General features: G+C 51.7%; 13 protein-coding genes. 6 read left to right on the forward strand and 7 right to left on the reverse strand.

What is annotated here, in order from left to right; genetic code table 11:
- Nucleotides 1–92 precede the first annotated feature (92 nt).
- Both QMO62_RS07875 and QMO62_RS07880 read left to right on the forward strand, forming a co-directional pair.
- Nucleotides 93–1,400 (forward strand): glycoside hydrolase family 27 protein, encoded by a 1,308-nt coding sequence (locus QMO62_RS07875; RefSeq protein ID WP_284640066.1) that lies wholly within the window; start codon nucleotides 93–95, stop codon nucleotides 1,398–1,400.
- Nucleotides 1,397–2,935 (forward strand): glycoside hydrolase family 28 protein, encoded by a 1,539-nt coding sequence (locus QMO62_RS07880; RefSeq protein ID WP_284640067.1) that lies wholly within the window; start codon nucleotides 1,397–1,399, stop codon nucleotides 2,933–2,935. Before QMO62_RS07875 ends, QMO62_RS07880 begins: the two co-directional genes overlap by 4 nt.
- Before the next feature lie 51 nt (nucleotides 2,936–2,986).
- Here QMO62_RS07880 and QMO62_RS07885 read toward each other — a convergent pair whose 3' ends face one another.
- Genes QMO62_RS07885 through QMO62_RS07895 form a run of 3 tightly spaced genes read right to left on the reverse strand, consistent with a single transcriptional unit; the run spans nucleotide 2,987 to nucleotide 5,719 of the window.
- The gene (locus QMO62_RS07885; protein ID WP_284640068.1) at nucleotides 2,987–4,426 is read right to left on the reverse strand and encodes a sensor histidine kinase; all 1,440 of its coding nucleotides are present in this window, start codon (nucleotides 4,424–4,426) and stop codon (nucleotides 2,987–2,989) included.
- An 11-nt stretch (nucleotides 4,427–4,437) separates the two neighbouring features.
- Nucleotides 4,438–5,184, reverse strand: coding sequence for a response regulator transcription factor (locus QMO62_RS07890; protein WP_284640069.1), 747 nt, complete (start codon nucleotides 5,182–5,184; stop codon nucleotides 4,438–4,440).
- Entirely contained in the window at nucleotides 5,165–5,719 is a 555-nt protein-coding gene (locus QMO62_RS07895) for a DUF309 domain-containing protein (protein ID WP_284640072.1), read from the reverse strand. The genes QMO62_RS07890 and QMO62_RS07895 overlap by 20 nt, the downstream gene beginning before the upstream one ends.
- A 139-nt stretch (nucleotides 5,720–5,858) precedes the next feature.
- On the opposite strand from QMO62_RS07895, the gene QMO62_RS07900 reads away from it, so the two are divergent.
- The 3 genes from QMO62_RS07900 to QMO62_RS07910 all read left to right on the forward strand — a co-directional run bounded on the left by QMO62_RS07900 (nucleotide 5,859) and on the right by QMO62_RS07910 (nucleotide 8,860).
- The gene (locus QMO62_RS07900) at nucleotides 5,859–6,296 is read left to right on the forward strand and encodes a hypothetical protein (protein WP_284640074.1); all 438 of its coding nucleotides are present in this window, start codon (nucleotides 5,859–5,861) and stop codon (nucleotides 6,294–6,296) included.
- Nucleotides 6,297–6,328: 32 nt separating this feature from the next.
- Nucleotides 6,329–6,604, forward strand: coding sequence for a YxcD family protein (locus tag QMO62_RS07905; RefSeq protein ID WP_284644889.1), 276 nt, complete (start codon nucleotides 6,329–6,331; stop codon nucleotides 6,602–6,604).
- Nucleotides 6,605–6,928: 324 nt separating this feature from the next.
- Nucleotides 6,929–8,860, forward strand: coding sequence for a glycosyl hydrolase family 18 protein (locus QMO62_RS07910; protein ID WP_284640076.1), 1,932 nt, complete (start codon nucleotides 6,929–6,931; stop codon nucleotides 8,858–8,860).
- Between the two features lie 52 nt (nucleotides 8,861–8,912).
- Here the strand turns inward: QMO62_RS07910 and gnd are convergent, their stop codons facing one another.
- The 3 genes from gnd to QMO62_RS07925 all read right to left on the reverse strand — a co-directional run bounded on the left by gnd (nucleotide 8,913) and on the right by QMO62_RS07925 (nucleotide 12,979).
- Nucleotides 8,913–9,833 (reverse strand): phosphogluconate dehydrogenase (NAD(+)-dependent, decarboxylating), encoded by a 921-nt coding sequence (gene gnd / locus QMO62_RS07915; protein ID WP_284640078.1) that lies wholly within the window; start codon nucleotides 9,831–9,833, stop codon nucleotides 8,913–8,915.
- Between the two features lie 137 nt (nucleotides 9,834–9,970).
- Entirely contained in the window at nucleotides 9,971–12,055 is a 2,085-nt protein-coding gene (locus QMO62_RS07920; RefSeq protein WP_284640080.1) for a thioredoxin domain-containing protein, read from the reverse strand.
- Nucleotides 12,056–12,088: 33 nt separating this feature from the next.
- On the reverse strand, nucleotides 12,089–12,979 hold the full coding sequence (locus tag QMO62_RS07925; RefSeq protein ID WP_284640082.1) for a LysR family transcriptional regulator: 891 nt from the start codon (nucleotides 12,977–12,979) through the stop codon (nucleotides 12,089–12,091).
- Between the two features lie 153 nt (nucleotides 12,980–13,132).
- Between QMO62_RS07925 and QMO62_RS07930 the strand changes: the two genes are divergently transcribed.
- On the forward strand, nucleotides 13,133–13,906 hold the full coding sequence (locus QMO62_RS07930) for a DMT family transporter (RefSeq protein WP_284640084.1): 774 nt from the start codon (nucleotides 13,133–13,135) through the stop codon (nucleotides 13,904–13,906).
- A gap of 242 nt (nucleotides 13,907–14,148) precedes the next feature.
- Here the strand turns inward: QMO62_RS07930 and QMO62_RS07935 are convergent, their stop codons facing one another.
- On the reverse strand, nucleotides 14,149–14,907 hold the full coding sequence (locus tag QMO62_RS07935; RefSeq protein ID WP_284640086.1) for an alpha/beta fold hydrolase: 759 nt from the start codon (nucleotides 14,905–14,907) through the stop codon (nucleotides 14,149–14,151).
- Nucleotides 14,908–15,024 lie beyond the last annotated feature (117 nt).

Below are 15,024 nucleotides of genomic sequence, written 5' to 3' on the forward strand. Positions count from 1 at the left end.
CCTTACAGCAGGAATGCGGCCTACACTAGTGAAACGTCCCCTGTTCCGCAATATACTGAAGTCGATTCTACACTATCTAAGGAGGCGCAACAGTGAACCATCATCTCTATGCCCCCACGCCGCCCATGGGCTGGAACAGCTGGGACTGCTACGGTGCCAGTGTAACGGAAGAAGAGGTAAGAGCCAATGCAGACTATATGGCTAAGGAGCTGAAGCCCTACGGCTGGGAATATGTCGTTGTTGATATTCAATGGTATGAGCCGGGCGCGTCTTCGTCCCAGTACCGGCCTTTCGTTCCATTAGAAATGGACGAGTATTCACGGCTGATCCCCGCAGTCAACCGATTTCCTTCCTCCGCCGGGGGAAAAGGCTTTAAGCCGCTCGCCGATTACGTTCACGGACTCGGCCTGAAGTTCGGCATCCACATCATGCGAGGGATTCCCCGTCAGGCGGTCCATGCGGACACGCCGATACTTGGAACGTTAGCCACAGCGTGCTCTATTGCTCATACGAATTCCATCTGCCCTTGGAACACGGATATGTATGGAGTGAATGCATCCAAGGACGGTGCTCAGGCATACTACCATTCCTTGTTTCAGCTGTACGCCGAATGGGAGATTGACTTTATCAAGGTTGACGATATTGCCGCATCCCGGCTGTACGGCTATCACCGGCAGGAAATTGAGCTCATTCGCAATGCCATCAATGCCTGTGGAAGGGATATCGTGCTTAGTCTTTCCCCCGGTCCGGCGCCCCTGGAATATGCAGAGCATCTTAGCTGTCATGCCAATATGTGGCGTATGACGGACGACTTCTGGGACAAGTGGGACCACTTGTACGGCATGTTTGAACGATGTGAGAAATGGTATCCGCATACCGGCCCCGGCCGGTATGCCGATTGCGACATGCTCCCGCTCGGTCATATCGGCATCCGCTCCGTCGATGGAGGAGGCGCCAATCGTATGACCCGTTTTACCCAGGACGAACAGCGGACTATGATGACCCTGTGGTCCATCTTCCGTTCTCCCCTCTTCTTCGGGGGCGAGCTTCGAAGCAACGATGAGTGGACATTGTCATTGATTACGAACGAAGAAGTGCTTGCGGTCCATCAACGCAGCAGCGGCAACCGGCTGCTCTACCGCGACGGAGAGCGCATTGTTTGGACGGCATCGGATGGAGTCGGAAGCACCTATGCGGCGCTGTTCAACCTCGGAGAGGACCTGACTTCGGTAAGTATCAGCTTAGATCAACTGGGACTGACCTCACCGATGCAGGCCCGTAGCCTATGGGAGCGTAAGGAGTTGGGTCTTGTTACCGATTCGTTCACCGCGGAGCTCCCCCCGCACGGAAGTCTGCTGCTTAAGCTGCACCCATACCCTGAAGGAGGAACCAACGTATGAGCATGTATAACATTCGCGATTTCGGAGCCATTGGCGATGGAATCTCCATGGACACGAACAGCATTCAAGCGGCTATTGACCGCTGTACGGAGGAAGGCGGAGGAACCGTTATCGTTCCTGAGGGACGATATTTATCGGGAACCCTCCTGTTGAAACCGAACGTAGAATTGCATTTGGAGGCTACGGCGACCATCGTCAGCAGCATGGAGGAGCACGACTTTGCCTTTTTCCCGGAGACGGGGGCGGCAGGACTGCTGACGGCGCGCGGCGCCAACCGGATCTCCGTGACGGGACCCGGGACTATCGACGGACAAGGTCCCCGCTTCGTCGAAGAGGATGACGGCTGCGGTCATCACGTCCTCGTTCCTCTGGTCAACTTTCGGCCTAAATTAATAGATCTGGAAGACTGCAGCGATGTTGTCTTCCGAGACGTCACACTTCGTCACGCCTCCTCATGGTGCTTGCATATGACAGGCTGCAATCGGGTAGACGTTCACGGGATCAAAATTCTCGGTCAGCTTCGCGGACCGAACAACGACGGGATTGATCCGGACAGCTGTAAGAATGTACACATCTCGAATTGCCATATTGAAGCCGGCGACGATTGCATCGTCCTCAAAACGACTAAACACGGGGCCGCTCATTACGGCAGCTGCGAGAATATTACCGTGACGAATTGTACGCTGGTTTCGCGTTCGTCGGCATTAAAGATCGGTACCGAGACACATGCCGACATCCGCAATGTCGTCTTTCAAAACTGCGTGATTACTCACACGAACCGCGGTATGGGGGTATGGGCGCGCGACGGCGGGACGATTGAGAATATCTTGTTCTCGAATATTGTCGTGGATACGCGGCTGTTCAGCGACGAATTTGAGCAAACCCGGAAGCGCAAATGGTGGGGGAAAGGCGAGGCGATATTCATCTCCGTAGATCAACGTGACAGCGGCGGCTTCCCGGGAACGATCCGCAACATTCGCTTCGATCATATTCTCGCCGATGCCGAGAATGCCGTTTATCTTGAGGGCATGGAGGATAGCGTTATCGAAGACATCGCCATCCGCAATCTGAAGCTGACGCTTCGCGACAAGAGCGGCTATCCGGGAGGCGTGTTCGATCCGAACCCCTCACCTCGCCGCGTTTATGCTCATACGACGCCTGGCCTATTCTGCAGAAATGCGAGGAAGGTATCCCTGCATGACATTGAGATCGACTGGGCGGGGGACGTCAAGCCGAATTGGACCTGCGCGGTTCAGGGGGAGAACATTGAACAACTTCGGTTGAAGGATCTTACCGGGGGCCCTGCTTACGCGGGCGGACATGCCATCGGGCTATCGAATGTGCGTGGACTCTCCGTTGAAGGCTGCAAGGCGTCAACAGGCACCGGCACGTTCCTTCTTCTTGACGGAGTTCCCCCGGATGAGCTGTTCGTGGTCGGCAACGACTTCACCGGAGCACAAACCGCCATTCAGTTTACGGACAGCCTTGCCCCAAGCTACTTTGAGGCAGCCAATCGGATGCCTCGTAGAGGATGACAACAAGGCAGTGCATTCGGAGGGAATAAGCTCGAATCACTGCCTCTTTTTTTATTTGGATAATATAGGGAACGCCACGGTAAATTCCGTTCCTTTCCCTATCTCACTCTCGACGGAGATCGTGCCCTTCATGCCTCCGACCAGATGCTTCACGATAGTCAATCCGAGCCCGGTCCCATCCGATCGGGAGACGCGGGAATGCTCCGCCTTGTAGAACCGGTCCCAAATGCGGTGCAGCTCCTCCTCGCTCATCCCCACTCCGGTATCGCGTACTTTGAGAAGAGCCGTATGACCGTCGTCCGAGGTCAGCTCCACTTGAATCCGACCCCCTGCCGGAGTGAATTGTACCGCATTATACAGCAAATTTTGCAGGATCTGGGCAAACCGGTCCGGATCCAGCTCCGCCGAGAGCGGCTCCCGCCCTTCGGACGGCAGCGTTGTCACCAGCTGCAGGCCCTTATCGGCAATCGGCTTGTTCATGAGTTCCAGCACCTCAATGACCTTCTCCTTCAGCACCACAGGTCGAGTACGAAACACATCGATGCCGTTCTGGATTCGCGCCAGATCGAGCAAGTCGCTGACCAGCCGCTGCAGCCGCTGTACCTCATGCTCGCAGATTTCAAGATAATGCGAATACTTGTCCTCAGGGATGACACGATCCTTCATGGCCAGAATGAGTCCGCGCAGCGTCGTTAGCGGAGACCTCAGCTCATGAGACACATTCGTCAGAAACTCCTGCCTTGTCCCTTCCCATTCCTCAAGCTGATCGATCATAAAATTGAAGCTTCTCGCCAGCTCTCCCACCTCATCATCCGTAGAGATAGGGACCCGGGTAGTGAACTCCCCTCCGGCTACCTCCAGCGCGGCTTTATTCATCTGCTGCAGCGGACCTGTCAGCTTGCGGGACAGCACGTACAGAATCAGGCCTACCGCCACTAAGGAAAACAGGAGCGGGGACAATATGTTCCACCTCACCGCTTTGATCGCCTCATTGATCTCATAAGCGGGTACCTGCAGCATGATGACAATCGGTTGTCCTTGGTGCTGGGCAGGCGCATAATAGGTAAGCAAGCCTTCCTTGCTGCCGCTTCCAAAAGGATATTGGTCCGCCACAAAGGCCGTGTGCCCCTTCAGCCCGTCCAAAAGCAGCGGCTCCATCGCCTTCGGAATAGCCGTACCCTCCTTCTCCGAGGAGCCGTACAGCAGCGTTCCCTTCGTATCCACCAGCCAAGCCGTGCCGTTAATGCCGCGGGCAATGATGCGCATTCCGAAGCGAAGCTCCTTCGCGGTTACGCTCCCATCCTGCACCGAGGCAAGCAATCGGCCTACCTCAGCGGCTCTGGCCGTCAGCATCGCTTTTTTATCCTTATAAAAGAAATCCGTAAAGTAATCATTCCAGAAAAAAGCCAGCCCCGCAAAGAACAACACGCAGGTGGCGAGAAAGGAGAGAAACATCTTGATATACAAACTGCCCAACAAACGCTTGACCATAGCTGCTCCCCCTAGCTCACCTCAAAGGAATAACCGATACCCCACAGCGTCTGAATCGTCCAGCCCGGCTGCGTACCAAGCTTTTTGCGCAAATTTTTGACGTGAGCGTCCACCGTCCTCGTCCCCCCGCTGAAATCGAAGCTCCACACGTAGCCGAGCAGATCCTCCCGCGTGTATACACGGCCGGGGCTTAACGCCAGAAAATGAAGCAGCTCGATTTCCTTCGGGGTTAAATCGACCTTCGTCCCGTCCACGGTGACTTTATACTGCCCCGGGTCAATAACGAGGTTATGGATTCGCAGCATCTTGCTCATCTTAGCTTGCTCGGTTTTGACCGCTGCCGCCTGGCTGACCTGGGTCCGCCGCAGCACCGCCTTAATCCGGGCTACCAGCTCATTAGGGTCGAACGGCTTCACGATGTAATCGTCCACGCCCAAATGGAAGCCGCGAAGCTTATCGATTGATTCCCCTTTGGCGGTTAGAAAAATGATCGGCGTTCCGTTCAGCGGCGGCACCAGCTCTCTAATTTGGCCGCACAGCTCGAAGCCTGACAAATCCGGCAGCATGATATCCAGCAGCACCAGATCCGGGCGCTCCGATTGAACGACTTCGAGCACCTGCCCTCCGCGATACAGTATCATCGGCTCGTATCCAGCATGCTCAAGGTAGAGCCGGATGACCTCCACTATATTCGGCTCGTCGTCGACGATTAAAATTTTGGCCTGCTTCGCTGCATTCTCACCTTGCATCCTGCTCATCTCTCTTTATCTTAATCTGTTGTTTCCGCTGCTTCTGCCGTTCCCGCTCCCGAATCACCTCGCTGCGGTCCCGCAGCGTATGCTTGTTCATCAGATACCGGTTCCCCATATCGCTTGGCTGTCCCCAAGTCTTCCCGCGGCCGGAGGCAATCCTGCTGCACCGCTCTGTAAGCTCGACATCCGACAAACAGAGCTCCAAATCCGTGTAAGGCAGCTCAGGTGAAGTCTCGAGTTCCTCCAGCCGTTGCTTAAGACGGGCTTGAAGCTGTTCACCGTTGATCCCCAATTGCTCCACGAGCGGGTTATGTAAACCGCTTATAGCCTGCTTCAGCATTTTGACGGCGCCGTTCCTATTGCCTCTCCGCTGATGGTACAGCGCAACCGCCACTTGAATAAGTCCGACATAGATGCCGCTGAGCGGGTCGTCCGGATGCTCCTTCCAATATTCTTCCAGCACCTCATGGCATTCAAAATAATCGCGATCCCCGTGAAAATAAACCAAATAATCAATATAGGCCAACGGATAATTGGTCATAGCTCCCCCACTCGCTCATTTCTAGTAAGCTTTTTTTTATCTATTGTAACAAGTTCGATTAAAATCTGAAACCATCGTCAAACCTATTCGTATAAATGAATGTTACCACAAACATAAACATACGGAGGAATTGATTTTTATGTGGAAGAAAATTTCTATGCTTTGCTTGGCAGTCATGATTGCATTCTCCTTCTCGGCGCCTGGCGTTGTAGATGCGGCCAAGTACAAATCCTCGCGGAAGAGCGTTTCACCGGGGGCCACGAATCAGACACCAACCAATAACTCCGGGGTCACCAAAACGGATCCGGCTGCAGCGACCAAAGCACCTGCAACCACGAATTCCGTTCAGCAAAAGCGCGGATTTTTCAGCGGCGGCGGCCTGATGAAGGGCCTGATGATCGGCGGTCTGGCAGGTCTTCTGTTCGGCGGCTTGTTCGGCGGCATGGGCTTCCTCGGCGATATGCTCGGTATGATGGTCAACGTCCTTGCATTGGTCGTACTGTTTGTTGTCATCCGTAAGATTTATGTTCATTTCCGCGACAAGAAAAAAGTAAATGAACAGCCTCGCAACTATTAATACTGAAGGTCGAATGAGGATAAGAAGATATGATGAGACTAAGCGAGCAAGATATTATCGATGCCATCTGTATTCATATGGCGTCGCGCAAGCAGATTAAGCCCGAACAGGTTGAGGTCGAGCTGATGTGGGATGAGGATCACGGCTTCTCCGCCGAGGTGTTCGCCGAAGGCCGGAGCCAAATCCTGATCGCGGCGAACATTCTGGAATCGATTGAGCGCTTCCTGCTGGATTACCGCAACGTTCGTGTCTTCCGCGATCAGATCCGCCTCGGCCTTGAGGATGAGATTTACGCGGATATTGTGTAACGTATTTTGCATTTGAGGCTTCCCCTCCACCCCTTCGCGAGTTTTTCGTGAAGGGGTTTTGCTTTCCGTTCGAGTCCGGGGAGGAGCCGCCGGAGAGGAAAATGGGAGTTCGCGCGAGTTTTATTAACCAGCCTGCCCACTTGGACATTGATAATCTAGGATGGTTCATAAGATGTTTGAGCGTAAAGCGAACCCCATTTGCTTCGCAGGCGGTATCTTCCATGACCCGACTGTAGGCTTTTTCCCCTTCATGAAAAATCTCCCATGCAACCTTTCGACTCTTTCTGCGTTTAATAGAGTAGATTGCTAGAAAGAGGCTGATGCATGTTGAGACGCAAGACTGTGATAGGCTTATCCGTTTTGGCGCTGCTCTTCTCCGCCGCCCTTCCGGTCCAAGCCGCCGATAAGACGACCAAATATCGCGTCTATCAGGACGATAAGCTCTTGCAAGAGCTTTCCGACTACAAAGCCGCGGAAGCGTATGCAAGACAGTTTGCCGGCAGCCACGTCGAAGAGATCGGCACTCGCAAGTGGTTGTGGAGCAATTACCCGAGGTACAAGGTGTATCAGAACGGCTACAGCTCCGCCTCATGGGAATTCGCTTCACTCGATCAGGCGATCCGGGAAGCTCAGCGCTGGGGACATGCCAGCGTCAGAGATTTGCAGGACGGCGGCTGGGTATGGAACAATTACCCGAAGTACCGTGTATATCAAGGCGAGATTTCGTTAGATTCGTGGGAATTCCCTACACTGCAGCAAGCGACGGCAGAAGCGGCCAAATGGGCCAACTCCCATATTATCGACCTATCCACACATCGCTGGGTTTGGGATAACATTTCGTCCAACCGGAAAGAAGAAATTCGCAGCACCGGCTCCCCCATCTATCAGGTTTACCAAGGAAACTACACGCAAGCCGATTGGAAGTTCGCCCTGCTGGAGGATGCAATTAACGAATCGCTGCGCTGGGGCAATTCCACCGTGGTCAATCTGGAGAAGAACAAGCAGGTCGTCTTTTCCAATCTGAAGAAATACAAGGTGTACCAGTACGATCATTACTTAGAGGAATTCCTCGATATCGGCGACGCCATTGCTTATGCCAAGCAATACGATCATACGAAAATTGTGAATCATGAGCTGCCCGAGTACTTACAACGCACCATATGGAATAATTATCCTTACTACCAGGTATACCAAAATTCCAGTCTCATCGGCGATGCTTCCACCATTCAGGGAGCCCTTAGCTACGCGATGCAGTATGCTAACGCTTCGATCCGTTTATATGATGACAAGCTGAAGGTTTGGGACAACTTCCGTAAGCTTCAGTATTGGGGCTGGAACGGAAGCTCCAGTGACAGCACCATTCGCAGCCATGTGAAGAATACGGTAGGCATGGACGTAGATTCGCCTACCTACTTCCAGCTCGCGGATTCGGACGGCAACCTGACGGACACCTCTAACAAAGAAACTGTCGCTTGGCTCAAAAGTCAAGGAATTACCGTTTATCCATTGGTAGCGAATCAGTTCGATTCCGCATTGACGACACAATTCCTTGCGAACCCTGCGGCCCAATCCAAGTTTATTAGAGCGCTTGTGGATCGAACTGTAGCGATCGGCGCCGACGGCATCAATATCGATTTCGAAAGCTTGAACGGCAAGGACCGTACACGTTTTACCCAGTTCGTCAGCGACTTAACGGCCGCGGCTCACGAGAAGCGCCTTGTCGTTTCGATTGACCTGCCCCGCGGCAGTGTGAAGTGGAATGCGCAGACAGCTTTTGACCATGAGAAGCTTGCCGGCATTGTCGATTACATCATTACCATGACGTACGATCAGCACTGGAAGGGAAGCACCGAGCCCGGCTCTGTGGCCGGACTGCAATGGGTAGAGGAAGGCGTGAAGGAATTTCTTTCCTACGGCATCCCTCGGGATAAGCTGATCATGGGCGTTCCGTATTATGTTAGAGAATGGACGGTTTCTCCTGCGGGTGAGCTGCTGAGCAACCGGGCCCTGCTGATGAAGGATTTGGATGCACTCATCTCGGCCAAGAACGCTTCCCTCACATGGGACAGCCGCTTCAATCAATACAAGGTGGAATATCGCGAGGACGGCAATACCCGGGTGTTCTGGATGGAGAACAGCGACAGCATGAAGGCCCGCATCGAGATTGCCAAGAAGTATGACCTGGCCGGCGTAGCCGCGTGGAGGCTCGGCTATGAAACCGCCGATTTATGGAAAATGATGCTTCAGGAAAAATAGGAATACAATCAAGCCCCGTGCCCGCTCAGTTCAGAGTGGTCCGGGGCTTTTGTCATGATCCGCGAGCAGGCGATTCCTCCGACGAGACCACTCGGTGCCCGCCGAATTCATTCCTCATGGCCGCAACAACCTTACCGGAAAAAGTATCCTCCTGCTGCGAACGGAAACGCATCATTAAGGATAGCGCGATGACGGGCGCCGCCGTTCCGTATTCCAACGCCGTTTCCACCGTCCACTGGCCTTCCCCTGAGGCTTGAACGACACCCTTCAGGCTGTCCAGCTCCGGATCCTTGGAGAAGGCATGCTCCGTCAGCTCCATGAGCCAAGAGCGAATGACGGAGCCGTGATTCCAAACCCGGGCTACCTGCTCATAGTCAAACGCAAACGGACTGCTATGCAGGATTTCGAAGCCTTCGGCTATGGCCTGCATCATCCCGTATTCAATTCCGTTATGAATCATTTTCAGAAAGTGGCCGCTCCCGCAGTGTCCTGCATACAGGTAGCCTCGATCGACCGAGATATCTCGAAAAATCGGTTCCACCCGATCGAAAACCTCTTTATCTCCGCCAATCATGGTGCAGACTCCGTTCCTTGCGCCTTCTATGCCTCCGCTCGTTCCCACATCGACCAAATAGACACCCCGCTCCCGCAGCTCAGCCGCTCTTCGGATAGAATCCTTATAATGAGAGTTCCCTCCGTCAATCACAATGTCCCCTTCGGAAAGCAGCAGTACCAGCTCGCGGAGTACACTTTCCGTCAGTTCACCCGCAGGAACCATGAGCCAGATGACCCTAGGCGGGGTAAGCTTCAGCACCAGCTCCTCGACGGATCCGGTTCCAACCCCTCCTGCTTGAATCGAACGCTGTACCGCCTCTGCATTGACATCGTAAACAACCGTTTCATATCCATGGTCGAGTAAATTCAGGGACAGATTATAGCCCATCTTCCCTAAGCCGATTAAGCCGATTTGCATAGTCGATATCCTCCACGGAATTGTTAGGAAGCCAAGCTGATCTTCTCGTTTCTAGGTTTTGTCATTCCGCAGCTTTTTATGAAAATGCAAAAAGCGCCGATTACGAATCGACGCAGACTTGTAAGACTATGATGCTTTCATTCGATGGGCGATCCCAGCAAAAGCTCTTCCAGCTCCTCCACTGTTCCAACCGGCGATTGGCAGGCGAAATTTTCGCATACGTACGCTGTCGCACGCCCACCTAGTGGCAGCTTATCCGCAACAAGCGGAATGAGCTCGCTTACCTGTGCTCCGGCTTCTCCCTTCGGATGCAGCATAAGCATTGCTTCCGGAATAAACATCCGCTGCACCGCGCTGATCATTTCTTGGGTATCCTCCGATCCCGGATCGCCGGCAATGACAATTTCAGCCGGAGCCGTCAAGAAGAAATCGAGCGCCATCAAATATAAGGCGTGTCCTGAAGGATATCGCTGAGCCGATCCCGCAAACGCGTTGAGCTGCACTTCTGCCTTCTGCGCAAGCTTCGCATTGTAGGTGTAGCGTGACAGCTTGAGCAGATTCAGCGCCGCAGCCGAATTTCCTGACGGCATTGCTCCATCGTAAATTTCCTTCGGCCGGGTAAACAACTGCTCACCGTCTTGGCCATAGAAGAAGAAGCCTCCCTCATCCTCATCCCAGAACAGGCGAAGCATGTCTTCATTCAGCTGTACCGCCTGCTTCAGCAGCTCTATGTCAAAGGCAGCTTCATATAGCTCAATAAGTCCCCATATGAGAAAAGCATAATCATCCGCATACGCCAAGTACGCAGCTTCTCCGTCCCGGTATCGGGCAAGCAGCCGGCCATCCTCCCTGCGCAGCTTGGTTAGAATAAAGTCCGCTGCTTTACGGGCAGCCGCGGCATATTCCGGCTTCTGCAGTGCTTTAGCCGCCTTGGCCAGAGCCATGATCATTAACCCATTCCATGAGGTAAGAATTTTATCATCCTTATGCGGGTGTATCCGTTTTTCTCTGTGAGCGAACAGCTTTTGCCTTGCCGATTCGATTCTGACTTGAAGATCACCGAGCTCCAGCTGTTTCAGTCGCGCTGAGTCTTCTAAAGTACGCTCGATAAGATTGGGGATGCTGTTCCTCTCAAAATTCCCCTCTTCCGTGATGTGGAACACTTCACAGAAGAGCTCTCCTTCCTCATCGCCAAGCACCTGCATGATCTCCGAAGGCTTCCAGACGTAAAATTTGCCTTCCACGCCTTCCGAATCGGCGTCCTCCGCGGAATAAAATCCCCCTTCCGCATCCGTCATATCGCGAAGCACATAAGCAATGATCTGCTCGGCGACGTCCGCATACCGCTGCTTTCCCGTGGCCTGGTAAGCTTCTATGTAAGTCATCGTCAGCAGCGCATTGTCATAGAGCATCTTTTCAAAATGAGGCACCAGCCACTGCCGATCTGTGGAGTATCGGGCAAAACCGAAGCCAATGTGATCATACATGCCGCCGCGATACATTGCATCAAGCGTTTTCTCTACCATCTCCAGCGCCTTCGCCTCCCCTGTCCTGCGCCAATATCTCAGCAAGAAAGAAAGGTTATGCGAGGTCGGAAACTTCGGAGCATCGCCAAAGCCGCCGTAGGTACGATCGTACAGCTTCTCATTGATGCGAAAGGCTTGCTCCAGCAGCTCCTCCGACAGCTCCCCCTCGATGTTACCGAGAAGCCGCTTTTGCGTTTCTTCCACCACTTGATCGCCGATCAGCAGTACCCTCTCCGGATTGTCCCGCCACTTCTCCGCAATTTGCGGCAAAATTTCCAGAAGTCCCGCACGGCCCAGTTTGCGTCCCTTCGGAAAATACGTGCCCGCGAAGAACGGCTTCTTCTCCGGCGTCATAATAATCGTGAGCGGCCAGCCTCCCTGACCTATCATCGCTTGACAAACGGACATATACAAATGGTCGACGTCCGGCCGTTCCTCCCGGTCCACCTTGACCGATACATAGTTCTTATTCAGCAGCGAAGCGACCTCTTCATCTTCGAAGGATTCCCGTTCCATGACGTGGCACCAATGGCAAGTGGAGTACCCGATGGAAAGGAAGATCGGCTTGTTCTCACGCTTAGCTGTTTCGAAAGCCTCCTCCGACCAAGGGAACCAATCGACCGGATTGTTTGCGTGCTGAAGCAAGTACGGTGATTTTTCCTTGGCTAAGCGATTAGGTTTGCTGTTTGTTCTCATGGGACACCACCTCTTATTAATTAATAAGATTCCTTAGGTAACGCTTCCGATTAGTCGTGTCGCTGTAGAGAGGAATTGTTTAACTATTGTAGAATGATCATCCGTTCGCCAGGCGATACTCATTTCTGCACGCGGGGCTCCTTCCTCGATGGTTATATAAGCGACGTCACGCGCATGTAAGTTCTCTGTTGATTTGGGCACGATGCTTATGCCAAGACCTGCCGCAACCAACCCGACAACTGTCTGTATTTCTTTCACGTCTTGACGGATGATTGGGCTGAAACCGGCATTACGACACTGTGAGAGGATATCATCATACCAACTCGGCCAAACCTCCCTCTCCACTAGTATGAATCGTTCTTTGCTTAGAACGCTCATCGATATGGAAGCGCGCTGCGCCAGTGGATTCAGCTTCGGTACGACAGCCACACACGTCTCTTGATAAACGGGCATGAGGGATATCAGCGGATCGACCACAGGGGTTCTTACAAAGCCAATGTCAATGTCCTTTCTGTGAAATGCCTCAACTTGCATTGGTGTAGGCATCTCGCGAAGAACCAGATCTATGTCTGGAAACTGTTCTTGAAACGCCCGGACAATGTTGGGAAGAATATCAAAAATCGCAGATCCGACAAATCCCAGCACTAACCGGCCTGCCATCCCCATCTGTGCTCTTACAGCTGCAACCTTTGCCTGATCTAATTGGGTAAGGACGGTGCGAACCTCATGCAAGAAAACCTTTCCTGCATTCGTCAATTCTACGTGTCGTTTTGACCTTTCAAACAATTTCACGCCGAGCTCCCCTTCAAGTTGTATAATCTGCTGACTTAAGGGGGGTTGTGTCATTTGCAGGCGCGCTGCCGCGCGGCCAAAATGCAATTCCTCCGCCACTACTGTGAAATATTCAATCTGACGTAGCTCCATAATATTATACTCCCTATTAAGTCGTACTACGACTTAATACTATGTTATTTATATATTAGACACTAGTTCAATCTCATTGTAAAGTGTTGTTAACAATTAATGAGGAAACAGAGACTGGTCAATCCATATAGATATCTTGGAGAGAATCTGCTTATGAATGCTTCGATGATTGTTTTGTGTCTAATCTGGGGGATTAATTTTGTTATCATGAAATTAGGCAACGGCGAATTACCTCCTGTCCTGTTTGCAGCATTGCGTTTTCTGATCGGTGCCGTCGTCCTCTTAGGTGTGTGCTATATAAAAAAGATACCCCTCCCGAATAAATCAGATCTCAAGTGGTACGTTCTCTGCGGACTGTTCCAAACCACCTACTTTAACATTGCAATTCAAATATCGCTTAACTATATCAGTGCAGGTCTTACCTCTGTTCTAACTTACAGCATGCCGCTGTTTCTATCGCTTTTGGCCCACAAGTGGATTCCTGGAGAACAGTTGACTCCAAGAAAGACCATTGGAATTGGACTGGGTCTGGTCGGTTTGTTTCTTGCTATGAATATCCGTTTAGGCGGATCCTTTTGGACTCTGTTATTGGCTTTAAGTTCTGCTATTTCATGGGCAGTAGCCAATCTACTATTTAAATTGAAACTAAGGCACTGTGATACTGTTCAATATACTACTTGGCAAATGACGATTGGAGCTGCGGGGTTATTATTGTGTGCTCTAACATTTCAACAAGGGCATTTTCAATGGGGATTCATGTCGCTTATTTATATTCTCTTTTCAGGCATTGTCGCTTCTGCATTGGCGTTTGTGATGTGGAATCGTATTCTAAGTCGTACCGAAGCCAGTAAAGCATCCATTTCTTTGTTGCTTGTACCGGTTGTTGGCGTCATCTCCGGACTGATATTTTTGCATGAAACCATATAAAAATGGTCACGTTTGTAGGGATTGTGCTCGTACTGATAGGAATTTGGATTGTTAATAGTAAAAGTGGTGCTCTCACAACCCGGAGAATTGAATCAAATCGCGTTGTTTCGAAAGCCTCCTCCAAGCATGGGAATTCATCCACCGAATTGTAAATGTCAGGAGCAAGCCCTCCTTAAAGCCCTCGGGATCGTTAACAAACGATACTGTGGGCTTTTTGCAGAGACAGCGTTTAGGAAGGTCATTCATTGGTTCGTAATTATATCTGTTTGGACGTCAGCATGATCCCTCATGAATTCTGTCAGGATGTTAAGCAAAGCTTCCGGATTTGCCAGCATCGGCAGGTGGCCGGTTTCCATGCTCCTAATTTCTTGTGGCGCCAGATTGGAGATCATTTGATTCTGTAACGACAAGCTTAATTGCTTATCCTTGGACAGCTTAACATATAACCTCGGGACGTTTGGAAGAGACGCTTCCACTCGCTCCGTATACACGTGAATTGACTCGGGAATAAATTGGCCGACAATTTGATCCGTCAGCTCCGCCGGCAGATCGTTGCAAAGACCATCCCGAATAGCGAAGTCAGGCGGTTTCGTCCCAAGTAGCCGCATGATGGCAGAGGCGAACATTCTTTGAGTAAATGGAAAGGCGGACAAAAAGGAGCCTCCTTTCGGGGGAATAACAGCTCCAACGGCTATGAATCCCCTCAGTCTGTCGTTCAATTCCGATGCCAGCTGTAGTCCGAGAACGCCTCCGAGCGAATGAGCCACAATGACAAAGCTCGTTACCCCCCATTCCTCCACTTGTTTCTTCATAGTCGAAATATAATCATCAAAGGAGAAGTTTTTTCTTGATCGAATCAAGTCTTTTCCGGTAGAAGCGTCAATAATCAAAAAGGGGTAATCCATGGCTTTCGCTACCTTATGCCATATCCATGGCTCCAAGCCCGCTCCCGCAATAAAAACAATTCCAACTTTATCTCCTTTTCCTGCTTTCCCATCCATTTTCATTCCCCCGATTCCTTTAACTGTCCAACAAGGCGACTATATCATATAAATATGACAGTTTATGTCTTATTTTTGTGGTATTATCAAATTAATCATGGATGTGTGGAGGGAATC

Source organism: Paenibacillus silviterrae, assembly GCF_030167925.1.
GTDB lineage: Bacteria > Bacillota > Bacilli > Paenibacillales > NBRC-103111 > Paenibacillus_G > Paenibacillus_G silviterrae.